Source organism: Methylobacterium sp. WL18 (assembly GCF_008040015.1).
Taxonomy (GTDB): domain Bacteria; phylum Pseudomonadota; class Alphaproteobacteria; order Rhizobiales; family Beijerinckiaceae; genus Methylobacterium; species Methylobacterium mesophilicum.
Window position 1 is genome coordinate 14,623 of sequence record NZ_VRVD01000011.1, and the last position, 23,334, is coordinate 37,956.

The 23,334-nt window shown below is 67.8% G+C and carries 23 protein-coding genes, 1 tRNA gene and 1 pseudogene; 10 read left to right on the forward strand and 15 right to left on the reverse strand.

The window, feature by feature from the left end:
* Positions 1 to 151: 151 nt before the first annotated feature.
* The 3 genes from FV228_RS02335 to FV228_RS02345 all read left to right on the forward strand — a co-directional run bounded on the left by FV228_RS02335 (position 152) and on the right by FV228_RS02345 (position 2,921).
* Positions 152 to 1,393: an ABC transporter substrate-binding protein gene (locus FV228_RS02335; RefSeq protein WP_187277599.1), complete on the forward strand. Its 1,242-nt coding sequence runs from the start codon at positions 152 to 154 to the stop codon at positions 1,391 to 1,393.
* Between the two features lie 109 nt (positions 1,394 to 1,502).
* Positions 1,503 to 2,516, forward strand: a complete 1,014-nt coding sequence (locus FV228_RS02340; RefSeq protein WP_147853119.1) for an NAD(P)H-quinone oxidoreductase — start codon at positions 1,503 to 1,505, stop codon at positions 2,514 to 2,516.
* Positions 2,517 to 2,615: 99 nt separating this feature from the next.
* A complete protein-coding gene (locus FV228_RS02345) occupies positions 2,616 to 2,921 on the forward strand; it encodes a hypothetical protein (RefSeq protein WP_147853120.1) in 306 nt (101 codons plus the stop codon).
* A gap of 61 nt (positions 2,922 to 2,982) precedes the next feature.
* Here FV228_RS02345 and FV228_RS02350 read toward each other — a convergent pair whose 3' ends face one another.
* From FV228_RS02350 to FV228_RS02400, 11 genes and pseudogenes are all read right to left on the reverse strand, one after another.
* Positions 2,983 to 3,864: a 3-hydroxybutyryl-CoA dehydrogenase gene (locus tag FV228_RS02350; RefSeq protein WP_147853121.1), complete on the reverse strand. Its 882-nt coding sequence runs from the start codon at positions 3,862 to 3,864 to the stop codon at positions 2,983 to 2,985.
* Positions 3,865 to 4,054: 190 nt separating this feature from the next.
* Positions 4,055 to 5,008 (reverse strand): FAD-binding protein, encoded by a 954-nt coding sequence (locus FV228_RS02355; protein WP_147853122.1) that lies wholly within the window; start codon positions 5,006 to 5,008, stop codon positions 4,055 to 4,057.
* 73 nt (positions 5,009 to 5,081) lie between these two features.
* Positions 5,082 to 5,831, reverse strand: coding sequence for an electron transfer flavoprotein subunit beta/FixA family protein (locus tag FV228_RS02360; RefSeq protein ID WP_147853123.1), 750 nt, complete (start codon positions 5,829 to 5,831; stop codon positions 5,082 to 5,084).
* Positions 5,832 to 6,027: 196 nt separating this feature from the next.
* Positions 6,028 to 6,600, reverse strand: a complete 573-nt coding sequence (locus FV228_RS02365; RefSeq protein WP_147853124.1) for a cob(I)yrinic acid a,c-diamide adenosyltransferase — start codon at positions 6,598 to 6,600, stop codon at positions 6,028 to 6,030.
* Positions 6,601 to 6,694: 94 nt separating this feature from the next.
* Entirely contained in the window at positions 6,695 to 7,321 is a 627-nt protein-coding gene (locus tag FV228_RS02370) for an acyloxyacyl hydrolase (protein WP_147853125.1), read from the reverse strand.
* Positions 7,322 to 7,490: 169 nt separating this feature from the next.
* Complete coding sequence (locus FV228_RS02375) at positions 7,491 to 7,676, reverse strand: twin transmembrane helix small protein (protein WP_147853126.1); 186 nt, start codon at positions 7,674 to 7,676, stop codon at positions 7,491 to 7,493.
* Positions 7,677 to 7,833: 157 nt separating this feature from the next.
* Positions 7,834 to 10,470: a TIGR02302 family protein gene (locus FV228_RS02380; protein ID WP_147853127.1), complete on the reverse strand. Its 2,637-nt coding sequence runs from the start codon at positions 10,468 to 10,470 to the stop codon at positions 7,834 to 7,836.
* A gap of 136 nt (positions 10,471 to 10,606) precedes the next feature.
* Positions 10,607 to 11,815, reverse strand: a complete 1,209-nt coding sequence (gene phaZ, locus FV228_RS02385) for a polyhydroxyalkanoate depolymerase (RefSeq protein WP_147853128.1) — start codon at positions 11,813 to 11,815, stop codon at positions 10,607 to 10,609.
* Positions 11,816 to 12,080: 265 nt separating this feature from the next.
* Positions 12,081 to 12,753: pseudogene (locus FV228_RS02390) on the reverse strand (phosphomannomutase/phosphoglucomutase); the annotation flags it as partial.
* Positions 12,754 to 12,880: 127 nt separating this feature from the next.
* On the reverse strand, positions 12,881 to 13,126 hold the full coding sequence (locus FV228_RS02395) for a hypothetical protein (protein WP_147853129.1): 246 nt from the start codon (positions 13,124 to 13,126) through the stop codon (positions 12,881 to 12,883).
* Positions 13,127 to 13,288: 162 nt separating this feature from the next.
* Positions 13,289 to 13,498: a hypothetical protein gene (locus tag FV228_RS02400; protein WP_147853130.1), complete on the reverse strand. Its 210-nt coding sequence runs from the start codon at positions 13,496 to 13,498 to the stop codon at positions 13,289 to 13,291.
* A 522-nt stretch (positions 13,499 to 14,020) separates the two neighbouring features.
* Here FV228_RS02400 and FV228_RS02405 point away from each other — a divergent pair.
* The 6 genes from FV228_RS02405 to FV228_RS02430 all read left to right on the forward strand — a co-directional run bounded on the left by FV228_RS02405 (position 14,021) and on the right by FV228_RS02430 (position 17,716).
* Entirely contained in the window at positions 14,021 to 14,674 is a 654-nt protein-coding gene (locus tag FV228_RS02405) for a Maf-like protein (RefSeq protein ID WP_147853131.1), read from the forward strand.
* Positions 14,671 to 14,859 carry a DNA gyrase inhibitor YacG gene (yacG, locus tag FV228_RS02410; RefSeq protein ID WP_147853132.1) on the forward strand — a complete coding sequence of 63 codons (189 nt, stop codon included), beginning with the start codon at positions 14,671 to 14,673 and terminating at the stop codon, positions 14,857 to 14,859. Before FV228_RS02405 ends, yacG begins: the two co-directional genes overlap by 4 nt.
* Before the next feature lie 105 nt (positions 14,860 to 14,964).
* Positions 14,965 to 15,040 (forward strand) — tRNA-Phe (locus FV228_RS02415).
* A 464-nt stretch (positions 15,041 to 15,504) separates the two neighbouring features.
* Positions 15,505 to 16,554, forward strand: a complete 1,050-nt coding sequence (locus FV228_RS02420; RefSeq protein ID WP_147853133.1) for a 2-dehydropantoate 2-reductase N-terminal domain-containing protein — start codon at positions 15,505 to 15,507, stop codon at positions 16,552 to 16,554.
* A 108-nt stretch (positions 16,555 to 16,662) separates the two neighbouring features.
* Positions 16,663 to 16,872 carry a hypothetical protein gene (locus FV228_RS02425; RefSeq protein WP_147853134.1) on the forward strand — a complete coding sequence of 70 codons (210 nt, stop codon included), beginning with the start codon at positions 16,663 to 16,665 and terminating at the stop codon, positions 16,870 to 16,872.
* Between the two features lie 226 nt (positions 16,873 to 17,098).
* Positions 17,099 to 17,716, forward strand: a complete 618-nt coding sequence (locus FV228_RS02430) for a PAS domain-containing protein (RefSeq protein ID WP_147853135.1) — start codon at positions 17,099 to 17,101, stop codon at positions 17,714 to 17,716.
* Between the two features lie 14 nt (positions 17,717 to 17,730).
* Here FV228_RS02430 and FV228_RS02435 read toward each other — a convergent pair whose 3' ends face one another.
* Positions 17,731 to 18,483, reverse strand: a complete 753-nt coding sequence (locus tag FV228_RS02435; RefSeq protein WP_147853141.1) for a Crp/Fnr family transcriptional regulator — start codon at positions 18,481 to 18,483, stop codon at positions 17,731 to 17,733.
* Positions 18,484 to 18,999: 516 nt separating this feature from the next.
* On the opposite strand from FV228_RS02435, the gene FV228_RS02440 reads away from it, so the two are divergent.
* A complete protein-coding gene (locus tag FV228_RS02440; RefSeq protein WP_147853136.1) occupies positions 19,000 to 20,007 on the forward strand; it encodes a phosphoribosylaminoimidazolesuccinocarboxamide synthase in 1,008 nt (335 codons plus the stop codon).
* Positions 20,008 to 20,028: 21 nt separating this feature from the next.
* Here FV228_RS02440 and FV228_RS02445 read toward each other — a convergent pair whose 3' ends face one another.
* The 3 genes from FV228_RS02445 to FV228_RS02455 form a co-directional block, all read right to left on the reverse strand.
* Entirely contained in the window at positions 20,029 to 20,310 is a 282-nt protein-coding gene (locus FV228_RS02445) for a DUF2312 domain-containing protein (RefSeq protein WP_058193308.1), read from the reverse strand.
* A gap of 55 nt (positions 20,311 to 20,365) precedes the next feature.
* Positions 20,366 to 21,538 carry an alpha/beta hydrolase gene (locus FV228_RS02450; RefSeq protein ID WP_147853137.1) on the reverse strand — a complete coding sequence of 391 codons (1,173 nt, stop codon included), beginning with the start codon at positions 21,536 to 21,538 and terminating at the stop codon, positions 20,366 to 20,368.
* 94 nt (positions 21,539 to 21,632) lie between these two features.
* Positions 21,633 to 22,997, reverse strand: a complete 1,365-nt coding sequence (locus FV228_RS02455; protein ID WP_147853138.1) for an MFS family transporter — start codon at positions 22,995 to 22,997, stop codon at positions 21,633 to 21,635.
* Between the last annotated feature and the right edge of the window lie 337 nt (positions 22,998 to 23,334).

Here is a 23,334-nt window from a genome sequence, read left to right on the forward strand (position 1 = left end):
CAGCCCCCGGCTGGGCCAATTCTATCGATCAGTCCGCCGCTGTTTCGCACATTGGCTGGATGCACATTGTATTCATCTCGCCGAATGCTACAAAAATCGTCCGACCCCCGATGCGGCGCCAAAAGCCGCACGGCCCGGAGGAGGAATCAGCATGGCGATGGATCGCAGCGTGACGAGCCGGGCGGCGGCCCTGCTGGCAGCGGCCGGGTTGTTGGCCGCGGGTGAGTCCCGGGCGGCGGACCCGATCAAGATCGGGGTGATCGCGGAGGCGCAATCGGTGGTCGGGGCCTCGATCCCTCAGGCTGTCCAGCTCGCCGCCGACGAGATCAACGCGAAGGGCGGGGTCGACGGGCGCCAGATCCAGGTGGTCTCCTACGACGACAAGAGTTCGGCCTCCGACGCCGTCCGGGCGTTCCAGCGGGCGGTCTCCGAGGATAAGGCCCACGTCGTCATCGCCAGCTACATCTCCGAAGTCGTGCTGGCGCTGATGCCCTGGGCTGCCCGGCTCAAGACCCCGATGATCACCCCGGGTGCCGCCTCCAACGAAATCAGCCTCGCGGTCCACAAGGATTACGCCCGCAACAAGTACACCTTCCACGGCTATCTCACCTCGGCGGCTCTGGCCCAGTCGATCTGCGACTCGACCAAGGACATGCTCCTCGACCTGATGAAGGTGAAGACCGCCTCGATCATGAGCGAGGACGCGGCCTGGACCCGTCCGCTCGACGCGGCCTACGAGAAATGCCTGCCCGAGATCGGCGTGAAGGTGGTCGATCACATCCGGTTCTCGCCGGATACCGGCGACTTCACGCCGATCTACAACAAGATCGAGGCCGGCAAGCCGGACCTGATCGTCACCGGCATCTCGCATGTCGGGGTGCAGCCGACCGTGCAGTGGCGCAACCAGCAGGTGCCGCTGGCCATGACCGGCATGAACTCGCAGGCGACCTCCTCGACCTTCTGGGCCAACACCAACGGGGCGACCCAGGGCGTGATCTTCCAGAGCATCGCGGTGCCGGGCGCCGCGATCACCGACAAGTCGCTGGCCTTCAGCGAGGCCTTCAAGAAGCGCTTCGGCAGCGATCCGTCCTATGCCGGCTACATGGCCTACGATCAGGTCTACTACACGGCCGATGCGGTGAAGCGGGCGGGCTCCACCGAGGCCGACAAGCTCGTCGAAGCCCTGGAGAAGACCGACTGGGTCGGCACGGTGGGCCGGACGCAGTTCTACGGCAAGGACGACCCCTTTACGCACTCGATCAAGTACGGGCCGGGCTTCGTCACCGGGCTGATGGCGCAGTGGCAGGACGGCAAGCAGGTCGCGATCTGGCCGACGAGCCTGGCGCAAGGCAAGATCGTTCTGCCCCCGGCCGTGAAGGCGGCGGTGCGATAGGCCGGCCGCCTCGGCGCCGCGCTTGCCAAGCGCGCCCGTTGCCGCAAGTACAGCCGGACCGCGTCCCCAGGGGCGTGGCCCGGAACACGCACGCGTTGAGGACGCTTCGATGGCCAGCACCGCCCTGCCCGAGACCATGCGCCGGATCCACTTCACGGGACCGGGCGGGCCGGAGGTCCTCGCCGTCGAGACTGCGCCGCTGCCGAGCCCCGGACAGGGCCAGGTCCTGATCGAGGTGGTGGCCGCCGGCGTGAACCGCCCGGACGTCATGCAGCGCGCCGGCCTGTACCCGCCCCCGCCCGGCGCCACCGAGATCCCGGGCCTCGAAGTGGCCGGCCGCATCGCGGCTTTGGGGGAGGGGGTCCAGGGTCTCGCCATCGGCGAGGAGGTCTGCGCCCTGGTGATCAGCGGCGGCTACGCCGAGTTCGCAGTGGCCGAGGCCTCCCATTGCCTGCCCCGCCCCAAGGCGCTCTCGCTGGTCGATGCAGCCGGCCTGCCGGAAACCTTCTTCACGGTCTATTCGAACGTGGTCCAGCGCGGTCGTCTCGCGAAGGGCGAGAGCTTCCTGGTCCATGGCGGGTCGAGCGGCATCGGGGCGACGGCGATCCAGATCGCCAAGCATGTCGGCGCCCGGGTCTTCGCCACCGCGGGCTCGGCCGAGAAGTGCCGCTTCTGCGAGGATCTCGGCGCCGATGCGGCGATCGACTACAAGCAGGCCGACTTCGCCGAGGAGATCAAGCGTCTCACCGACGGCCGCGGCGTCGACGTCATCCTCGACATGATCGGCGCGAGCTACCTCGGCCGCAACATCAAATCACTGGCCCCGGACGGCCGACTGGTGATGATCGCCCTCATGGGCGGCTACAAGGTGGATGGGCTGAACATCACCCCGATCATGCGCAACCGGCTGACCTTCACGGGCTCGACCCTGCGGCCCCGCCCGAAAGCCGACAAGGCCGTGATCGCCGAGGGCCTGCGCAAGGATGTCTGGCCGGAGCTCGAGGCCGGCCGGATCCGCTCGGTGACCCATGCCACCTTCCCGCTGGAGCAGGCGCAGAAGGCCCACGAACTGATGGAATCGAGCGCCCACCTCGGCAAGATCCTCCTCACCACCGGCCGGTAACCGGCGCGCTCGACAGGAACCCGCTTCGGCGACGCCGCGTTGGCGGCCGGTAACGAAATCGTGTCGCGTGCGTCGCGTCCGGGTGGGGAGGGTGTGAGAATGGTGGAGAAACTGAACCCGCAGGAGAGCCGGCAGGGCCAGCGCGGCAAGCCGGTTTTGTGGGTCCTGGTCGGCAGTCTCGTTCTGCTGGCGATCGCGACGGTCGGCCTGCTGACCTGGAACGGCGCCAACTCTCCGAAGGACTATGCCAGCCAGAGCCAGGATGCGTCGCGGCGCGAGGTAACCGGCTCGGTCAACGGTCAGTCCGGGAGCGCCGCACCGTCGAACAGCAGCGCGGTCCCGGGGGGCAACCCGTCCTACCCGCAGCCGGCTCAGCCGAACGCGAACGGCGGGACGGCGAAGTAAGTCTGGTGATTTGGGACGGCGCCCGGCGCCGTCCCATGAGCCGTTCGCTTCGACCCGGCGCTCAGCGCGTCGGGATCGGCGTCGGCCCGCGATAGTCGTAGAACCCGCGCTTGGCCTTGCGACCCAGCCAACCGGCCTCCACGTACTTCACCAGAAGCGGGCAGGGCCGGTACTTCGAATCAGCCAGGCCTTCATAGAGCACCTGCATCACGGACAGGCAGGTATCCAGCCCGATGAAGTCGGCCAGCTGCAACGGCCCCATCGGGTGGTTCGCCCCGAGCTTCATGGCGGTGTCGATCGACTCGACCGACCCCACGCCCTCGTAGAGCGTGTAGATCGCCTCGTTGATCATCGGCAGCAGGATGCGGTTGACGATGAAGGCCGGAAAATCCTCCGACATCGTCGAGATCTTGCCGAGCTTGGCGATGAACGCCTTGGCCGACTCGTAGGTGGAATCCTCCGTGGCGATGCCGCGGATCAGCTCAACGAGTTGCATCACCGGCACGGGATTCATGAAGTGGATGCCGATGAACCGCTCCGGCCGATCGGTCGCCGCGGCCAGCCGGGTGATCGAGATCGACGACGTATTGGTCGCCACGATCGCATCCGGGCGCAGGGACGCGCAGAGGGTCGAGAAGATCTCCCGCTTGGTCGCCTCGTTCTCCGTGGCCGCCTCGATCACGAGGTCGGCGGGGCCGAGGTCGGCGAAGCCGTGCGCCGGCTTGATGCGCGACCGGATCTCCCGGCTCTCAATCTCTTCGATCGTGCCCTTGGACACGAGCCGCGACAGACCCGCGTCGATCGACGACAGGCCGGTCTCGAGACGGTTCGGGTCGCGGTCGTTCAGCAGGACATCGAGGCCGGCGGCGGCGCAGACCTGCGCGATGCCGCTGCCCATCTGGCCCGCGCCGATGATGCCGACCCGCTTGATCTCCATGTCCATCTGTCGACCTGTGCCCCCATACGGCCGTTGCTGCGCGACTGCCCGAGGGGGTGGACTGCGCCAACGCCGCGGCCCGCGCGAAGACGGGCCGTCCCTGACTTCTAGACCATTCTTGTTCGCAGAAGGAACCCGCCCGCAGGCGCGTTGCGACAATGCTCGCCCGGTGAACCAGGCCGGGCGAGCACGACCGTTACTGACCCTTTGCCTTGCCGATCTCCGCCTGGAAGTCCGGCACAACCTGGAATAGGTCACCGACCAACCCGTAATCCGCCACCTGGAAGATCGGCGCGTCCTCGTCCTTGTTGATCGCGACGATGACCTTCGAGTCCTTCATGCCGGCGAGGTGCTGGATCGCCCCGGAGATGCCGACCGCTACGTAGAGATCCGGCGCCACGACCTTGCCGGTCTGGCCGACCTGCCAATCGTTCGGCGCGTAGCCGGCATCCACCGCCGCGCGCGAGGCGCCGACCGCGGCGCCCAGGGCATCGGCCAGGGGCTCGATCAGCGCGTGGAACTTCTCCGACGATCCGAGCGAGCGGCCGCCCGACACGATGATCCGCGCCGAGGCCAGCTCCGGCCGATCCGACTTGGCGATTTCCTCGCCCTTGAAGGCGGACCCACCGGACTCGGGCGCCGCCGCGGAGACGGCCTCGACGGGGGCTGCCGCGCTGCCCTGCTCCGACGCCTTGAACGCTGCTGTACGCACCGTGATCACCGTCTTGCCGGCGGGGATCTGCACGGTCTGGATGGCGTTGCCGGCGTAGATCGGACGCTCGAACGTGTCGGGCGAGATCACCTTGATGATGTCCGAGACCTGGGCGACATCGAGCAGGGCGGCCACCCGCGGCAGGATGTTCTTGCCCGTCGTCGAGGCCGACGCGATGATGATGTCGTAGGGCCCGGCGATCGACGCGATCAGCGCGCCGACCGGCTCGGCGAGGTCGTGGTCGTAGACGCCGTCCTCGGCGTTCAGCACCTTCTCGACGCCGTCGAGCTTGGCCGCCGCCTCGGCGACCGCCTTCGAGCCGGCGCCGAGCACGAGGGCGTGGACCGGCGCGCCGATATCCTTGGCGGCGGTCAGCGCTTTCAGGGTGCCGTCCTTGATCTGGCCGTTGCCGTGTTCGACGAAAAGGAGTGTCGTCATGTGCGTGTGAACCTCGGTTGCGGCTGGCCGCGCTCGACCGCCTCGACGGGAACGCGGCTCAGCTCGGAAAAAATCAGATCACGCCGGCTTCGACCTTGAGCTTCTGTACGAGTTCCGCGGCCGACCCGACCTTGACGCCGGCGGAGCGTCCCGGCGGCTCGGCGGTCTTGAGCACCTTGAGCCGCGGGGTCACGTCGACTCCGAGCGCTTCGGGGCTCAGCTCCTCGAGCGGCTTCTTCTTGGCCTTCATGATGTTCGGCAGCGAGGCGTAGCGCGGCTCGTTGAGGCGCAGATCGGTGGTGACGATCGCCGGGAGCTTGAGCGTTACGGTCTGCAAGCCGCCATCGACCTCCCGGGTCACGTCGAGGCTGCCTTCGGAAGCCTCGATCTTGTACGCGAAGGTGCCCTGCGGCCAGCCGAGCAATGCACCCAGCATCTGGCCGGTCTGGTTCGAATCGTCGTCGATCGCCTGCTTGCCCAGGATCACCAGCTGCGGCGTCTCCTTCTCGACCACGGCCTTCAGGAGCTTGGCCACCGCCAGCGGCTCGCAAGTGACGTCGGTCTTGACCAGGATGGCCCGGTCGGCGCCCATCGCGAGGGCGGTACGCAGCGTCTCCTGCGCCTGCTGCGGGCCGATCGACACGGCAACGATCTCGGTGACGGTGCCCTTTTCCTTCAGGCGGATCGCCTCTTCGACGGCGATCTCGTCGAAGGGGTTCATCGACATCTTGACGTTGGCGAGTTCGACCCCGGAGCCATCGGCTTTCACGCGGATCTTGACGTTGTAGTCCACCACCCTCTTGACGGGCACCAGCACCTTCATGGCGGTCTCGATCCTTCCCCGTGGATTCTTGTTGCCGGACCCGCCAGGCCTTCGAACGTTCGACGCGTGGGGACGGCGGGTCCGCGAAGCGGGCGGACCGTAACGGCCACATTTCCGCCTTGTCAACGCGGGGCGGGTAATGGTGCTGCCGGGCCGGACTGGTCTTCGACGCAGCGATGCCCCGTTCCGATTCGCCTCAGCGGTTGGCGCCCGGCACCCAGAGCACGTCGTCGGCCCCATCGGCGTTGGCGGTGCGGCTCGCCACGAACAGGAAGTCCGAGAGGCGATTGAGGTACTGGATCGCCTGGGGCGAGACGATCTCGTCGTCGCGGTCGGCTAGGCTCACCGCCAGGCGCTCGGCACGCCGGCACACGGTGCGCGCGAGGTGAAGCGCCGCCGAGGCCGGTGATCCGCCGGGGAGCACGAAGGATTTCAGCGGCGGGATCGACGCGTTGAGGGCGTCGATGTCGCGCTCCAGCCGCTCGACCTGGCTGGCGACGATGCGCAGCGGCTCGTAGGGCAGCGGCTCCGGGCTCGGCGGGGTCGCGAGGTCGGCGCCCAGATCGAACAGGTCGTTCTGGATCGCCCCGAGCATCCCGTCGAGGGCGCCTTCCGTGTGCAGGCGGACCATCCCGATGCAGGCATTGGTCTCGTCGACCGTGCCGTAGGTCTCGACCCGGAGGTCCGCCTTGGACCGGCGCTGCCCGTCCGCCAGGGCGGTCGTGCCCTTGTCGCCGGTGCGTGTGTAGATCCGGTTGAGCTTGACCACGGGACCTGCGCCTCACAACGGCTGGCGAAGCCCGGCGGGCTCGCGACCCGTAGGGCCTAGAGCCCTTCCGTCGGCCGCGCAATCGGCCCGGTGATCAGAACGTGTAGCCGATCTTGCCGCCGAAATTGGTCAGGCCCCGGTTGTTCGCACAGAGGCCGGCATTCGACATGTGCTCGACCGTTGCCATGACGCTCCAATGCTCGGTCAGGCGATAGCCGAGCGCCGCCGCCTCGCGGAACATCGGTGAGCAGCCCAACGTGTTGAAGCCGTAGGGCGTCAGCGCCTTCGGCCCGGTATAGCCGTTATGGGCGACGCCGCCGAAGAAGCCGTCGAGGAACACGCGCCGACCCAGGGTCTCGGGGAAGATATCGACGGTCCAGGTCGCGCCGAGATACGCGTAGCTGGTCCGGCCACCGGTGTTGTAACTGCCGCCCACCGTCGGACGCGGTACGAAGGCCTGCCAGAACGGGTCGGCGCTGACCTGCGGCTTGGCGAACAGGATCTCGCCGTTGACGTTCGCCTTGCTGAAGCCCGGGAGCTTGCCCTCGGCGCTACCCGGATCCTGCACTGCACCGCCGATGCGCACCTCCGATACGATGCTCAGCGGCTGGGCCGGCGCCGCGTAAGCCGCAGGCAGGGCGGGAACGTCCGCCGCGGAGGCTGGCAGGATCGCCGCACCGATGATCAGGCTGACGACGCAGGTGCGGAGGGCGGCAATCATGGGGCTCGGCCGGTTGGGCAAGTCGGTCTGTCTCTACCGAGCGTAGCACGCCCCCTCAGGACGCCGGCGCCCAATTCATCCCGGTCCCCCGCGAAAGGCGCGCGGTGCGGCGACATGGACACAGTGAGGCGGCGTTTCGAAATGTGGCTGTCGGATCCGGAAGCCGCGTTCAGGCCGAGCGCCACCAGACCACGCCCATAATGACCACGATCGCCACGAACTGCAGCAGCACGCGCAGGCGCATCAGTCTTTGCGAGACGCTGGCGCTGCCACCCCGCATCATGTTGGCGAGGCCGAACAGCAGGACCACGGCGACTGCCGCACAGGCTACGAAGACAAGCAGATTGGAGGACATGGCAAGCGAAATCCGAACCCGACGGGCGCCGGGATCCGGCGCGCCGCCGCTTGACGAGAAGCATCCGGCACGCACGGCCGACGAGGAGCCGGTCTGGCGCACCGATCATGAGGCGACCGCGACGGCCGGCTAACCCAGGGGAAGCCGGCCCTCGCAGTCAATTGCGCCGGAGCAGGCGCTCGAAATAATCGAGCTCCTCCCGCGGCCGGGTGGGATCGCCGAGCTTACGCCGCAGCTCTTCCATGATGCGGCGCGCACGCTGGACGGCCGATTCGTCGGCGGTCGGCACCCGGACCCGGCCGTCGCTCATGTCCCGGCCCTTGGTCGGACGACCGAGGGGGTCGTCGTCGCGGGCGCCGGCCTGGCCCTGCTGACCGGGCTGTTGGCCGCCTTCCTGCTGACCCTCGCCCTGGCCCTCGGCCATCTCCTGCATCTGCTGCGCCATGCCTTCGGCGCCCTTCTTCAGGCCTTCGAGCGCGCGGCCCTGGGCATCCACCGCCTCGTCGGCATCGCCCTGCTTCAGGGCGTTCTCGGCCTCGCGCATGGCGTCCTCGGCGTCGGACAGGCCCTGCTCGCCGCGCATGCCGTTCTCCTTCATGCGCTGCTCGAGTTCCTCCAGGCGCTGCCGCAGGGACTGCTGCCGATCGCCGACATTGCCTTGCTCGCCTTGGCCCCGCTCGCCCTGGCCCTTTTGCTTCTGACCCGGTTTGCCTTGTCCCTGCTGACCCTGCTGCCCCGGGCTCTGCTTCCCCTGGCCCTGTTGCGGCTGCCCGCGGTTGCCCTGCTGCTGTTGCTGCCCGCGATTCGACGGACGCTGCTGGCCGTTGCCGGGCTCCTGCCCGTCCTTGAAGGTCTCGTCACGCAGGCCCTGCTGCTCGCGCGCCATCGCGTCGAGGTCGCGCATCTGTTTCTGCATCTCGCGGCTGGCCTGATCGGATTTGCCGCCCTTCTCCGCGGTCTGAAGATTCTCCAGGATGTTGCGCAACTGCTCCATCAAGCGTTGCGCCTCGGCGGTGTCGCCACGCTTCATCGCCTCGGCCATGTCCTGGATCATCTTGTCGAGATCCTCGGGCGTGACCGTCTTCGATTGCTGGTTGCTCTGACCCTTCTCGCCCGGATCGCGCGGCTGGCGGCCCTGCTTCTCCGCCATCTGCGAGAGGAACTTGTCGAGGGCCTGCTTGAGATCCTGCGTGAGGCGCTTGATCTCGTCGTCGGGGGCGTTGCGCTCGATCGCCTCCTTCAGCCGATCCTGGGCTTGCCGCAGCTGCTTCTCGGCATCCGACAGGTCGCCGTCCTCGATCTTCAACGCCATCTCCCACAGGAGATCGGCGACCTCGATTAGGTCGGCATCGGACTTCGCCCGGCGCAGGCGCTGCGTTGCGGTCCGAAGGCCGAGGAAGACCGGCGGCTGCGGCGTGAACATGTCGGGGGCGACCAGGAGCGCGTCGAGGGCACCCTGCACCCACAGGCGGTCCGTATCCGGCGCCGTGACGAGGCGGCGGCGATCCTCGGCGAGTGCCCGGGCCAGCGGATCCCGGAATTGCCGCGCCGGGAGCGTGATCTCGGCGGACGCCGTACGCCCCTCCTGGCCGGCCTCATCCTTGACGACGATCTGATAACGTACCCGGGCGCCCGACCACGGGCTGTCGGTGAGATCGACCAGGGTTTTTGTGTCGGTCTCGCCGGAGGCATCGGCCGGCAACGCAAGGTTGATCCGTGGGACCGGCGCCAGCGAGCGGCCGGCCTTCAGGGGCTCGATCACACCCTCCGCGGAGCTGATCCCGTAATCGTCCTTGGCACGGTAGGTGAGATTGAAGGTGCCGCGACCGTTCACTTCAGGGCCGCCGACGGCCGTCACCTCGGGCGGCCGGTCCGGGATTGCGTCCACGGTCAGCGTCTGTCGGCCGGCGGGCGTGACGATGACAAGTTCAGCCCCGCCGACGATGCGATAGCGCTCCTCGCGCAGGTCCGGCCGTTCCTCCTGGCCGGGGATCGGCTTGAGCCCGGCATTCGGCGTCAGCGTGGTGTTCGCCGCGGCCTTCCCCTGACCGGCGATGCGTACGATCAACTGCGCGTTGACCGGCGCCCGCAGGTGCTGGTCGCTGCCATCCATCGCGATCAGGAGCGGCGGAAGGCGGGTGTAGAGCGGCGGATCGATCCAGCCGTCGACCCGGAAATTCGGCCCCGGAGCCACCGGCTCGTGCCAGTCGAACGCGGCTCCGACGCGCGCCCACCATTCGGGGCCGGCCACGAACAAACTGGCCACCGCGGCCACCACGATCCCGGCCCGCAGGGCATAGGGATCGCGTCGCGTCATGCCGGGGCGCGGCAATCCGACCCGTAGGGCCGCGACCGCCTGTGCGGCCCGGCGCTGATGGAGCGCCCAAAGGGTCCGGCTGCCAGGATCCGCGGCGCCGACCGCCAGCGTATCCTGCGCCGCCGAGGCTGGTCCATGACGCAGGGCTGGATCGCGCGCGGCCGCCTCCCGGTCGAGCCGAGCCAGGGCGACCCGGCGATCGGGCCGCGCGAGATGCGCCAGCGGCAGCAGCGCGACGACCAGCATGACGGCCAGAATGGCGAGCCCGATCTGCCGCCAGAGCGGGCCGAGGTCGAGCCACAGGCCGGCCCAGGACAGAGCGAGGAACAACAGGCCGACGCCGAGGCCGCGCCACAGCACCGGCCAAGCCTGCTCCCAAAGGGATGCCGCCCGGGCCTGGGCGACGAGCCGGTCGAGCCGCGCGGCAGCCGCCTGTCCCGTCCCGGTGCTGCTGTCGAAGCCGTCCCTGTCGTTCACGCCGACCGTTCCGCCTCAATCTCGAGGATTTGCTGTAAGTGCCCGAGGAGATCCGGGCTCCGACAACGCGAGGCTAGCATGGTGGGCCGCGCTGGTCGGCGGGTCAAATCGGCGCGACCGCCGGTCTGTCAGCCGATCAGTTGTGCGCCTGGATGAAGTTGCGCACCTGCGGGTAGATCTGCGTCTCCCAGCGCTTGCCGGCGAAGACGCCGTAATGGCCTACGCCGGCCTGCAGGTGGTGCGTCCGCATGTAGGGGGCGAGCCCGGTACAGAGATCGTGCGCCGCCATGGTCTGGCCGGGGGCGCAGATGTCGTCCCGCTCGCCTTCGACGGTCATCAGCGCGGTGCGCTTGATCGAGCCCAGGTCGATCGGCTCGCCCCGGTAGCTCAGCTCGTTCTTGGCGAGCGTGTAGTCCTGGAACACGGTCTTGACCGTCTCCAGGTAGAACTCGGCCGCGAGGTCGAGGACGGCGAAATATTCGTCGTAGAAGGTTTCGATCGCCTCGGCTTTGTCATCCTCGCCGTTGGCCATGTGCCAGAACAAGTCGTTGTGGCCCTGCACGTGCCGCTTGGCGTTCATCGACATGAACGCCGAGACCTGCACGAAGCCCGGATAAACCTTCCGGCCGGCGCCCTTGTGACGCGACGGGACCGTGGCGATCAGGTTCTTCTCGAACCATGCGATCGGTTTCGAGGTCGCGAGCTCGTTCACCCCGGTCGGGTTGATCCGGCAATCCACCGGGCCGGCCATCAGCGTCATGCTGCGCGGGGCGGCCGCATCCTTCGCCTGCGCCATCGCGGCGGCGGCGACCAGCGCCTGCACGGTCGGCTGGCAGACCGCCACCACGTGCGATCCCTCGCCCATGACTTGGAGGAACTGGATCAGGTGCGCGACATACTCGTCGAAGCCGAACCGGCCAGCCGAGAGGGGGATGTCCCGGGCGTTGTGCCAGTCGGTGATGTAGACGTCGTGATCGGGCAGCATCACGCGCACGGTGGCGCGCAGCAGCGTCGCGAAGTGGCCCGACAGCGGCGCGACCAGCAGCACCTTGGGCTGCTCGGTGTGGATGTCCTTCTTGAAGTGCAGCAGCGTGCCGAACGGCGTGACCGTGACCGCTTCCTCGCTGACCGGCACGCTCCGGTTGCCGACCGTGACCGAGTCGATCCCGTAGGCGGGCCGCGCGAAGGTCAGGCCCGTCCGCATCATCATGCGCGCGTTGGCCGACATCCAACGGGCGGGCTCGCTCCAGCGGATCCAGGGCGACCAGGCATCGTTCAACATCCGTCCCCAGGCCCGCGTCTGGGCGGCGAGGTCGGTCTGCAGGTCGAACGCGTCGTACATCATCGGGCGGGCACTCGCGGGCGCCCGGCCCGACACGCGGGCGATCGGGACGGCAAACTCGGGCGGATGCCGGGATGAGGAATGCATCAGCATGGCCGGAGAGCATCTGCCCGCTGCACGGAGGCTGCAACCGCCCAGAGGGTGCATTCCAACAGGAAAGCGGAGGCCGTGGCTTTGATGTACCAGCTCTAAACTGGACACCCACCGCGCGGCCCGGCACCCGACCTGAAAAGCACCGCGCGGCGGATCAGGTCAGGTGCCGGCCGGATCAGATCGTCTGGTTGTAGGCGCCGACTTCGGTATTCTCCCGCAAGACCGCGTCGACGGCTTTGAACATGGCGTGCAGGCGCTCTTCGGAAGCCGGGCTCTCGATCACCACGACCAGCTCCGGCTTGTTGGACGAGGCGCGCACGAGGCCCCCAGGTGCCGTCCTCGGTGGTGATGCGCACGCCGTTGACGGTGACGAGATCGACGATCTTCGAGCCGGCGATCGGTTCGCCCGCGTCCTTCATGGCGCGGAAGCGCGCGGTGACGGTCTCTACCACCCCGTACTTCACATCGTCGGCACAATGGGACGACATGGTCGGCGAGCCTCAGGTCTTCGGCAACGCCCGGTAAAGGTTGGCCATCGACGTCCCGGGGTTGCGGTCGAGCATCTCCAGCACCGCGATGGCGGTGAGCAGGCCGTCGTCGTAGCCGCGCCCGATCGGCTCGTTGAAGAAGAAGTGGCCGGACTCCTCGAAGCCCGCAAGCGCCCCGAGCTCGTTCACCCGCCGCTTGATGTAGCTGTGGCCGGTCTTCCAGTAATCGGTCTTGATGGCCTGGGCCTGCAGCTGCGGGTCGGTGTGGTAGAGACCGGTTGATTTCACGTCGACCACGAAGGTCGAGCCGGGATGGAGCTTGCCGAGGTCGCGCGCCAGCATCACGCCGATCTTGGCAGCTGCTCGAAGGCGAAGGTATTCGGAACCAGGCCCGCTTCAGGCTTGGGAAACATCGCTCGGCCCCGCTCGACCTCAGATCTGCGGCGGGCCGAACGAAGCTTCCGGTCCGGGGAAAGGTCCGTCCGCCCTACGAGGCGCGGCGGACGACCCGGACGGGCTCGGCCTCGGTCCGGCGATGCTCGCAGGCGACCTTGAGGTAGCGGTCGCCGCCGCCGGGCAAGCCGGCCTGGGCCGCCATGGTCTGGGCGTGCATCAGGCACTCCATCGGCGAGTGCGCCGGCGCGATGATGATGTCGAGGGCGGTGTCGCGGGAGCAATCCTGCGCCAGCAGGGTGCCCGCACAGATGAGGGCGACGGACAACAGTTCGGACATGACGGACCTCGGCTGCGTGGATCGAAGGGTCCGCGGGGTGCTCTGGCGTCCGAGCCGCCGCGTTGTCGTTGCCTGGGTGTTTCCTCGCCTATACCGCCCGATTCTAAGCACGCGGCGTGCCAGCCGTATCGAATGCTCTCGAAGGACTGGATCTCGCCGGGTTCAATCCCGGGCCGAAAGCCACTGGGTTTCGGGTTCGGCTGCCGGCAGTAGCGCCGCGACGTCGTCCAGATCCACCACGTAATGGTCGGTCAGCACGCGCCACATCTCGGCCGAGGATCTGACCTGCGGCCTCAGCCCATCCAGCGTGTGGGCGAGCAGCGTCGCATTCACGAGCTTCGGGCGTGCCAGCAGCGGATCAGCGTTCAGCATCGGTGTCGACCCCGTTTCGGTGCGTGCACACTCCGCCGGGTTTGGTTAACGCGTGGTTACGCGATCACCGCAAACCTTCACTTTGTCTTGAGCCGGACGAACTATGCCTTGGCCGACCGGTGATATCTGGATGGCGCCAGACCTTCCACGACCCCCGGCCCGACGACTCTTGATTTCGGCGATCCACCGGCGGCCGGTTTTTCGCGGAGCGTGCATGACAATCGAGACGCTAGCGCCTCGGGCCGCCTCGGATATCCGGTGCGCGTCGAAGGCCCTGTCGTCGCGCGCGTTCTGATTGCTCCGGTTCACAAGCCCGACCCCATCCCTTATCAGGCGGGGGAGATCGAGACGGTCCCGGCGGAATTTGGACGCGCCACCCTTTCGCGCGATCATCCGCGCTGCGGCGCGGCCTCGACCTACCCGTACCGCTCTCGGACCATGCCTTTGTCGTGATGCGCCTGCCGCCGATCGGTCTTTCCGACGGCGGCGGATGCTCCAGGCCGAATATGCGAGCGGAACACCATGGACGCCATACCCGAAGCGATCGGTGCGACGCAGGGGCCGGCCACCCGGTTCGTGCTCGCCTCCGGATCGCCGCGCCGCCTGGCGCTGCTGCAGCAGATCGGCATCGAGCCGGATTCGCTCTTACCCGCGGACATCGACGAGACGCCGCGCAAGGCCGAGCCGCCGCGCGAACTGGCCCGACGCCTCGCACGCACCAAGCTCGCCGCCGCGGAAGCCGCCCTGCACCATCAGGACCATAAGATCCCGACCTGGCTGCTCGCGGCCGACACGGTCGTGGCGGTCGGGCGACGCGTCCTGCCGAAGGCCGAGGGGCCGGACGAGGCCGCCGATTGCCTGCGCCTTCTGTCCGGGCGTCCGCACCGGGTCTTCACGGCGATCTGCCTGCTGTCGCCGAACGGCCGCCGGGAGCGGATCGTCGAGACCCGCGTGCGCTTCAAGCGCCTCTCTGGCCGCGACATCCAGGGCTATCTCGCCTCCGGCGAGTGGCGCGGCAAGGCGGGCGGCTACGCGATCCAGGGCCTGGCCGGTGCCTTCGTGGTGAAGCTCGTCGGCTCTTACAGCGCCGTGGTCGGCCTGCCGCTCTACGAGACGATGAGCTTGCTCGATGGCGAGGGGTATCCGGTCCGCGCAGCCTGGGGGAGCCTCGCATGAGCGCGTGGCCGACGAACCCGGAGCGCTGCCCGATCTGCCGGCGCTCCTCCACCGAGCCGTTCCGGCCGTTCTGCTCGCAGCGCTGCGCCGATGTCGATCTCGGCCGCTGGCTCAACGAGCGCTACACGATCCCGGTGGAACTCGATCCCGATGCTCCGCCGCCGGAGCCCGATGACGAGGGCTGAAATTTTCCGGCGCCCAGGTCACACCGATGTCACGGCAAGGCTGGACAGGCCTCGAACTCCTCACTATACCCCGCGGCGTCCGAGACGCACAGCGGCCCGGACGACGCCCAGGTAGCTCAGTTGGTAGAGCATGCGACTGAAAATCGCAGTGTCGGTGGTTCGATCCCGCCCCTGGGCACCATCATCCCGCTAGGCGTGGGATGGTGCCGAAGTAATCACTCTCTCGCTCCAAGTCCTTCGCCAACCTCGCAAGACGTCGGGCCGCCGGACGCGTTTGGCGCTAGGCTCAACGTCTCCGGTGAAGCTTCACGGCTCCTGGATCGTCGTGACGCGTGTCGGCATGCATTAGCCGCCCGAGTAAGCGCTCGGGACCATCGACAACGCCGGATCGTCCGCCTTCGCGCTCTCGGCGATCATGGTGGGTTGCGATTCGATCCCGCATGGAAGCCGCGCGGGCGGTCACCCACCGAAAATGTTTCGTGCATCGCACCGAAAATTATTTGGTATACCAGTGCGGTGGCATCTCCCGGCAAGCTTCGCTACGCTGCTTTCAACATGGCTCGAGCCGACCCGTAGACCGCCTCAGCCCGTACGCCAGCGGGCCGGTCGCGCGATAAGACGAAGCCGAATGGTGGGAGTGGAAGCATGCCGCGCAACATCCTGATCCTGGGCGCCTCATACGGCTCCCTGCTGGGCACCAAGCTCCTGATGGCCGGTCACAACGTGACCCTGGTGTGCCGCCGCAAGACCGCCGACCTGATCAACCAGGAGGGGACGGAGGTCCGCATCAAGCTGCGCGACGAACCGAACCACCGCGCGATCCACTCGCGCGACCTGCCGGGCACCCTGGATGCCGCGCCGCCGGAGGACATCGATCCGTCGCGCTACGACCTCGTCGGTCTCGCCATGCAGGAGCCGCAGTACAACAACCACACGATCCGGGTGCTGATGATCAAGATCGCCGCGGCCCGGCTGCCGTGCCTGTCGATCATGAACATGCCGCCGCTGCCGTATCTCAAGCGGATCCCGGCCCTGGCGGCGATGGACCTCGACAACGCCTTCACCAATGCCGGCGTCTGGGATCGCTTCGAGCCGGGCCTCGTGTCCCTCTGCTCGCCCGACCCGCAGGCGTTCCGTCCGCCGGACGAGGGTGCGAACGTGCTCCATGTCGGCCTTCCCACCAACTTCAAGGCCGCGACCTTCGCCGACGAGACCCACAACCGGCTGCTGCGCGAGTTGGAGGCGGATATCGACGCCGTCCGCCTCGACGGCCACGACGTGCCGGTGAAGCTCAAGGTGTTCGACTCGCTGTTCGTCCCGCTGGCGAAATGGTCGATGCTGCTCACCGGCAATTACCGGTGCATCACCCCGAAGGAGCCGCAATCGATCCGCGACGCCGTGCACGGCGACCTCGCCAAATCCCGCGCCATCTACGAGCACGTCGATTCCATCGCGCGCAAGCTCGGTGCGGACCCGCAGGACCAGGTGCCGTTCGAGAAATACGCCAAGGCCGCCGAGAGCCTGCTCAAGCCGTCCTCCGCGGCGCGAGCCGTGGCGAACGGCACGCCGTTCATCGAGCGTGTCGACCTGCTGGTGAAGCTGATCTCGCACCAGCTGGGCATGCCCGATGCCGAGATCGACCGCACCGTCCAGATCGTGGACCGGAAGCTCGACGAGCGGGTGATCGAGGGCTGACCGGACGCGGCGGCAGTACGATCACTGGATGGTTTGCCGGATACGGTTGTGGCTGGCCCCGCGCTTAGGTAGATCCGCTCGCTCTGACGGGTGCGGCGAGGGGCATGCATGGGCGACGACGTGGCCGCTCTCCTCCTGGCGCTGGCCACCGAGAACGCCGAGCTGCGGGCGCAGCTCGCCGCCGCCCAGGACATGCTGATGGAGACGGCGATCGATGCGGGCCATCTGCATGCCCGGATCGAGGCGGTCCAGGACGAGCGCGATGCCTGGCGGGCCGAGGCCGAACGGCTGGCGCGGCGGAGCACCGGAACCGGTTGACGGAGGCCGAGCATCGCGGGCCGCAGGGCCATCCGTCGACGACCCGCCGGACGGTGACCCTTCGTCTCTGATACGAAAGGAAGGCCCTTTTATCGCGGAGGAACACGCGGTGTGTTCAAGCGGTTACAAACACGCAAAAGTTGAGCTTATGCGGATTCTTGCTCATTGAAGTTGCGGCCTGTTCCACTAAACCAGGTTAAATTCCGGTTCGGAACCAGATCCTGCGATGCCGAAATTCAAGCCGCTCGAATGCCAGACTTGCGCGACACCTTTCCGGGCGGCGCTCGACACGCTCGACGTGACCGGCAGCTGGTCCTGGGATGGTGCGTCGAACCGCGTCCGCGCGGACATGTTCGTGGCACTCCTGTTCAATGTCGATCCCGAGGCGGCCGAATTGGGACTGCCGGCAGCGGCCTTTGCGGCCGGTATCCACCCGGAAGATCGGGACCGGGTGCTGGGACTCCTCCGTCGTCGCGTCCGCGACGGCGATCTCTACGTCATCGAATACCGGGTCCGTTCGGCGGACGGCGACACCCGGTGGGTGCTCGGCCGTGGCCGGTTCCTGGCCGATCATCGCGGAAGGCCTATCAGCGGCCGGGGGATCATCGTCGACATCACCGACGTGCGGAGCGGTGATCGTGCCACCGGGGCCCTCGGCGCGCATGATAACCATGAGGCGGAGACGCCATTGGAACGCGCGGCGGACTTCGCCATGGCGGCCCATCGCGCGATCTGCGAGTTGGAGGATCCGGCCCTGCGGGCGCGGGCCGACGCGCTCCTGCTCGATCTGGGCCGCAGGCTGGCCGAAAAGGAACGGCGTGCCCATCGTGCGCAGATGAACTGAGCCGCGCGGACGCGTCAGGCCGGGTCCGGATCGGTGATGTGCAGGTAGGTCGGGTCGAACTCCGCCGCCGCCCGCAACCCGTCCCAATCGTGAACCGTCAGGCGGCGGCTGCGCAGCGTGATCAATCCGGCGGCCTTCAGGTCGCGGATCGTGCGATTCACGTGGACCGGCGTGATCCCGAGGGCGTCCGCCAATTCCGGCTGCGTCATCGGCAGGTCGCACGTCAGATCGGGGGCGAGGCCCACGACGCCCAGACGTGTGATCAACTCGCAGAACAGGTGGGCCATGCGCGCGAAGGCCTCCCGTCGCCCGGTGTTGAGCATCCACTCGCGGACGAGCGCAGCGTCGATCAGTGTCGCCCGCCACAGCGCATCGCCGAGCCGCGGGAACGCGCGCAGCATAGCTCGAACCGCCTCGTGCTGGACGAAGCCGACCTTGCTCGGGCCGACGGTGGCGATGCTGATATCGAGGACCTTCAGGTGCAGGCTCTGCATGTCGGGGATGTCGCCCGCGACATGATAGGCCATCACCTGACGCTTGCCGCCCTGCGTGGACTTGTAGGTGCAGGCGATACCCTCGAGCAGGGCGAAGCAGCGCCCCGGCTGGTCACCCTCACGCACGATATCCTGATAGGCCTCGAACTGCACAACCTGCATGGGCAGGGCGTTCAGTGCGGCCCGCTCGTCATCCGTCAAGGTGAAGAGGGCGATGCTCTCGATGCGACGGATGAAGGGATGGCGATTGGTCTGGTCGAGAACTCCCGTCATCATACCCCCACCGGCTGGCGAGCGTATCCAGTCTCGCAGCCCTCAGCGCTCGCGTTCGAGGGCTGATCCGGGAACGGCATAGCAGCAGCCTATGGCCTCGACCATAGGCGGATGACGGGTGTTCACCGGTGGACCGCCCGCCAAGGCGTCGAAATACATCGGTCGGTCGAGGCCCCGCGCAAGCCGCGCGGCCGCATACAGTTCGTGTTGGTGTAGACGGTAAGGGTGAAGCCCGAGACATCGCACGGCTAAGGATTCAGGATGCTGAACAGCGGTAGCGCAAGCGGGAAGCATCTCAGCCAGACCAGTGAGTCTCCTTCCGCGGCATCGCCAAGCCAGCAATAGCACCTCGCTGCCGAGGTCGCGCACTTCCTCGACACGGTACGGGCCGCCTGATCGGTCACCCGGCGGGCGGGCAGGCCCGGCGCAATGGGCCGTGGGGGCTGGAAATCTCGCGCCTCTCCGCGCACACACGCGATGCGGCGCGGTCGCCGTGCAGCCTGACGGAACGGTCCGATGAACACGGCAGATCTCGCCCCGCATGCCCACCAGGTCCTGCGCGAGGCGACGCTGTCCGAATTGCCGAACCATTACCGCGGCAAGGTCCGGGACAATTACGACCTGCCGGATGGGCGGCGCATCCTGATCACCTCGGATCGGATCAGCGCCTTCGACCGGGCACTCGCCGCGATCCCGTTCAAGGGCCAGGTGCTGACCCAGACCGCGCGCTACTGGTTCGAACGCACGGCCGACCTCTGTCCGAACCACGTTCTGGCCTACCCGGACCCGAACGTCGTGGTCGGCCGCCGCCTGGAGATCCTGCCCGTGGAGGTGGTGGTGCGCGGCTATCTCGCGGGCACCACCTCGACCTCGGTGCTCACGCGCTACCGGGCCGGCGAGCGGGAGATGTACGGGCATCGCTTTCCGGACGGCATGCGGCCGAACGAGCGCCTGGAGAAGCCCATCATCACCCCCACCACCAAGGCGTTCGATGGGGGGCACGACGAGCCGCTGACGGAAGCCGAGATCCTGGAGCGCAACCTGCTCACCCCGGAGCAATGGCGAACCGTCTCCGAGGCCGCCCTGGCGCTGTTCGCCCGCGGCCAGGAACTGGCGGCCGAGCGCGGGCTGATCCTGGCCGACACGAAATACGAGTTCGGCACCGATCCGGACGGGCGCATCGTGCTCGCCGACGAGATCCACACCCCGGACAGCAGCCGCTACTGGTTCGCGCAGAGCTACCCCGAGCGCTTCGAAGCCGGGACCGCCCCAGAGAGCTTCGACAAGGATTTCGTGCGCAACTGGGTCGTGGCCCGATGCGACCCGTATAAGGACCCGATCCCCGAGATCCCGGCCGAGATCGTGCTGGAAACCGCTGCGGTCTACATCCGGGCCTACGAGACGATCACCGGCGCACGCTTCACGCTCCCCGACCCGGGCGAGGTGCCGCTCGACCGTGTCCGGCGCAATATCGGCGACTATCTGGCGGCCGAGCCGATCGTCCGAGCGCGGGACGGCGCCTGAGCGCCGCCCCCTCCGGTCTCGTCAGGCGGCCGCCTTGATCGGGGCCGGGGCGGGTGCATCCATGGCGCGCAGGTAGACGTCGAGCAGCGTCTCGTGCTCGTCGCGCTCGTCCTTGTCCTGCTTGCGGATCTTCAGGATCTCCTTGAGGATCTTGACGTCCAGGCCCTCGCCCTTGGCCTCGGCGAAGACCTCCTTCTTCGCCTCCATCAGGTCCTTGATTTCCTCCTCCAGCCGTTCCACGCGCTCGATGATCGAGCGGATACGGTCGCCCGCGACGCCCACGGTGTCGGTCATGTCGGTCATGCAAAGCCTCGTCGTATGACGGGCCGTACCCTCGCGGCAGAGGGTAAGCAGGGGGTTAAGGCCGGGGATTGCCGGCGCCGATCCGGCCCTCGATCCACCCGACGATCGCGTCCGCCACCTGATCGCTGTTCGTTTCCAGCATCATCATGTGGCCGTTGCCGTGAATCCCGTGCTCGGCCAGCGCCAGCCGGTCCGGCTTGGCGCCGGCTTGGGTGAGGAAGGCCGCCGTGCAATCGTCCATGGTCGCCCGGAACGAGGCCTCCGCGGTCACGATCACGGCCGGCACCTTGGCGAGGTTCGGCAGGGCTCGGGCGGGCTCGGCCTGCAGCCAGCAGCGGATCTTGTCCGGCCCGGCCGCGCGCTCGGCCTGGACAACGGTCAGGTCCGTCGGGCTGCTCACCGGTGGTTCGAAATGCAGCGGCACGCGGGTGATGCCGTAGGGACGGGCCCGGGCGTCCCCGACCCGCTCGTACCAGTCGGTGCCGCCCTTGAACCGGACATCGAAGAAGGTCGGCCCGTTCGGCTCGACGGCCACATGCGCCTTGACGAGGTCGGGGCGCTGATCCGAGACCGCCCAGCCGAACACGCCGGCCTGCGAATGGGTCAGCACGATCGCCGGCCCGATCTTTTCCAGGAGCGCGATCAGCGCCGGATCGACCAGCTCCTCGCTCTTCAGGGCAGTCGCGATGTAGGGCACCTGCGAGCGGTAGAACTGGTCGAAGGCGGCGTTGCCACGCAGGCCCGGCCCACCCGGCCATTGGGTATGCAGCTTCGCCTGCGGGTAGAGTTCCGAGCGTTCCTGGCCGGTGAACACGGTCTCCAGGTCCTCGGCGGGCAGACGCGCGTAGGGGCCGTACGTTTCCGCATCGCCGCCCGACCGGCCGCGCCCGACCTGATCGATCACGTAGACCGCGAAACCCTTGGCGGCGAAACGGTCGGCCCAGCCGGGTCGTCCATCGGGCGTGCCGAGGAAGTTGGTCCCGGTCTGCGCCGTGCCGTGAACCATCACCACCGGATAGGGCTGCGTGACCCGCTCCGGCGCGCGATACGCGACGAACATCTGCCCGTGGGCGGTGGTCCGGTTGTTCGCGATCTCGTAGCGGCCGCCGACGAAGAAGTAGCCGGCGGGTCGGGTCGGCTTGAACGGCCCGGCTTCCTCGGACCAGGCGCCGTGCGCGGCCCCGAGACAGAGCAGCGCCAGGGCGCCCGCAGTGACGATCTTGAGCATCGTGTCCTCCCGCCATCGTCTCGCTCGACCGGCGGGAGGCCGGCCGTCAAACGTATGGGCCAGCCGCCTCATCCGGGCAGCCGGCCCACCGGTTTCAGGCGTGGGCGAAGCGGCGCTTCTTGCCGAGCGCCTCTTCCACGGTGCCGGCACCGTCGAGATAGCCGTGCACCTTCGGGTTCGGCATGATCAGCGAACCGACGAACGCCACCGCCATCAGCACGGTGACGTACCAGAAGAACGTACTCTCCATGCCGGCATCCTTGAACCACAGGGCGACGAACTCGGCGGTGCCGCCGAATAGGGCGTTGGCCAGCGCGTAGGAGAGGCCGACGCCCAGGGCGCGCACGTTGGTGGGGAACAGCTCGGCTTTCACGATGCCGCTGATGCCGGTGTAGAATGACACCACCGACAGGCCGAGGGTGATCAGGGCGAAGGCGAGGTAGGGGTCCTTGTTGGTCCCGAGCGCCGTCATCAGCGGCACCACCATCAGCGTGCCGAGGCCGCTGTAGAGCAGCATGTTCGCCTTGCGGCCGATCTTGTCGGACAGCGCGCCGAACAGCGGCTGGATCGCCATGTAGACGAACAGCACGCAGGTCATGACCTGCGACGCCGAGGTCTTGGGCATGCCGGCGGTGTTGACCAGGTACTTCTGCATGTAAGTGGTGAACGTGTAGAAGCTCAACGAACCGCCGGCCGTGTAGGCCAGGACGACGCAAAACGCCCGCCAGTGCTTGAACAGCTCGGCGAAGGTGCCCGCTGTCTCCTTGTCGCCGGCTTCCTTGGTCTCGGCGAGCGAGCGGCGGAGATAGAGCGCCACCACGGCCAACCCGGCGCCGATGAAGAACGGGATGCGCCAGCCCCAGGCGGTCAGCTCCGGGGCGGTCATCACCGTCTGGAGCAGCACCAGGACCAGCGAGGCGAGCAACTGGCCGCCGATCAGCGTGACGTACTGGAACGAGGCGAAGAACCCGCGCTGCCCCTTGATCGCCACCTCGCTCATGTAGGTCGCCGAGGTGCCGTACTCGCCGCCCACCGACAGGCCCTGGAGCATGCGCGCGAGCAGCAGAAGGACGGGGGCCAGCGTGCCGACATGCTCATAGGTCGGCAGGATGCCGATCAGCAGCGAGCCGAAGCACATCATCAGCACCGAAACGACCATCGAGGTCCGGCGTCCGACCCGGTCGGCGATGCGCCCGAACAGCCAGCCGCCAACGGGGCGCATGAAGAAGCCGACCGCGAAGATGCCTGCGGTCTGGAGGAGTTGGCTGGTCGAATCGCCCTTGGGGAAGAAGGCCGGCGCGAAGTAGAGCGCGAAGAACGCGTAGCAATAGAAGTCGTACCACTCGACGAGATTACCGGAGGACGAGCCGACGATCGCCCAGATCCGTCGCTTGCGGTCGGCCGCGTCGTCGGCGGCACTCGGTGCGATACCGATCGTATCGTCCCTCAGGGCGGACATGGCGTCTCCGTCTTGTGGTTCATCGGCCGGTAACAGCCGGCCTATTCTTCGATGGCGGCGACGTTACAGGCGACGACCGTGATCGCAAGTCCGTGATCGGACTTTGGCTGGGACAGCAGCTGACTGTGTCATTTGTCGTCGGCCCCGTCCGCCGCCGTGTACGGAACGGTTTCGCGCGGCACCCCGTTGCGGCCCGGCACGGGTGCCGAAGGCGCCACAACCACAACGGGACGACAGGCCATGACGCGGATCTTCAGGGACACGGTGGCGGCCGCCATCCTCATCGCCGGCGCGGCGACGGCGTTTGCGCAGGGAGGCCCCGGCGGTGGTGGCGGCC

Bases quoted from the DNA above. Each gene is read 5' to 3' on its own strand.
- FV228_RS02375 (WP_147853126.1), bottom strand. From the start codon at position 7,676: ATGTCCTCCAATCTGCTTGTCTTCGTAGCCTGTGCGGCAGTCGCCGTG.
- FV228_RS02400 (WP_147853130.1), bottom strand. From the start codon at position 13,498: ATGCTGAACGCTGATCCGCTGCTGGCACGCCCGAAGCTCGTGAATGCG.
- FV228_RS02440 (WP_147853136.1), top strand. From the start codon at position 19,000: ATGAACACGGCAGATCTCGCCCCGCATGCCCACCAGGTCCTGCGCGAG.
- FV228_RS02435 (WP_147853141.1), bottom strand. From the start codon at position 18,483: ATGACGGGAGTTCTCGACCAGACCAATCGCCATCCCTTCATCCGTCGC.
- FV228_RS02350 (WP_147853121.1), bottom strand. From the start codon at position 3,864: ATGGACATGGAGATCAAGCGGGTCGGCATCATCGGCGCGGGCCAGATG.
- FV228_RS02355 (WP_147853122.1), bottom strand. From the start codon at position 5,008: ATGACGACACTCCTTTTCGTCGAACACGGCAACGGCCAGATCAAGGAC.
- FV228_RS02420 (WP_147853133.1), top strand. From the start codon at position 15,505: ATGCCGCGCAACATCCTGATCCTGGGCGCCTCATACGGCTCCCTGCTG.
- yacG (WP_147853132.1), top strand. From the start codon at position 14,671: ATGAGCGCGTGGCCGACGAACCCGGAGCGCTGCCCGATCTGCCGGCGC.
- FV228_RS02370 (WP_147853125.1), bottom strand. From the start codon at position 7,321: ATGATTGCCGCCCTCCGCACCTGCGTCGTCAGCCTGATCATCGGTGCG.
- FV228_RS02405 (WP_147853131.1), top strand. From the start codon at position 14,021: ATGGACGCCATACCCGAAGCGATCGGTGCGACGCAGGGGCCGGCCACC.
- FV228_RS02395 (WP_147853129.1), bottom strand. From the start codon at position 13,126: ATGTCCGAACTGTTGTCCGTCGCCCTCATCTGTGCGGGCACCCTGCTG.
- FV228_RS02450 (WP_147853137.1), bottom strand. From the start codon at position 21,538: ATGCTCAAGATCGTCACTGCGGGCGCCCTGGCGCTGCTCTGTCTCGGG.
- FV228_RS02430 (WP_147853135.1), top strand. From the start codon at position 17,099: ATGCCGAAATTCAAGCCGCTCGAATGCCAGACTTGCGCGACACCTTTC.
- FV228_RS02345 (WP_147853120.1), top strand. From the start codon at position 2,616: ATGGTGGAGAAACTGAACCCGCAGGAGAGCCGGCAGGGCCAGCGCGGC.
- FV228_RS02425 (WP_147853134.1), top strand. From the start codon at position 16,663: ATGGGCGACGACGTGGCCGCTCTCCTCCTGGCGCTGGCCACCGAGAAC.
- FV228_RS02335 (WP_187277599.1), top strand. From the start codon at position 152: ATGGCGATGGATCGCAGCGTGACGAGCCGGGCGGCGGCCCTGCTGGCA.
- FV228_RS02340 (WP_147853119.1), top strand. From the start codon at position 1,503: ATGGCCAGCACCGCCCTGCCCGAGACCATGCGCCGGATCCACTTCACG.
- FV228_RS02360 (WP_147853123.1), bottom strand. From the start codon at position 5,831: ATGAAGGTGCTGGTGCCCGTCAAGAGGGTGGTGGACTACAACGTCAAG.
- phaZ (WP_147853128.1), bottom strand. From the start codon at position 11,815: ATGATGTACGACGCGTTCGACCTGCAGACCGACCTCGCCGCCCAGACG.
- FV228_RS02445 (WP_058193308.1), bottom strand. From the start codon at position 20,310: ATGACCGACATGACCGACACCGTGGGCGTCGCGGGCGACCGTATCCGC.
- FV228_RS02455 (WP_147853138.1), bottom strand. From the start codon at position 22,997: ATGTCCGCCCTGAGGGACGATACGATCGGTATCGCACCGAGTGCCGCC.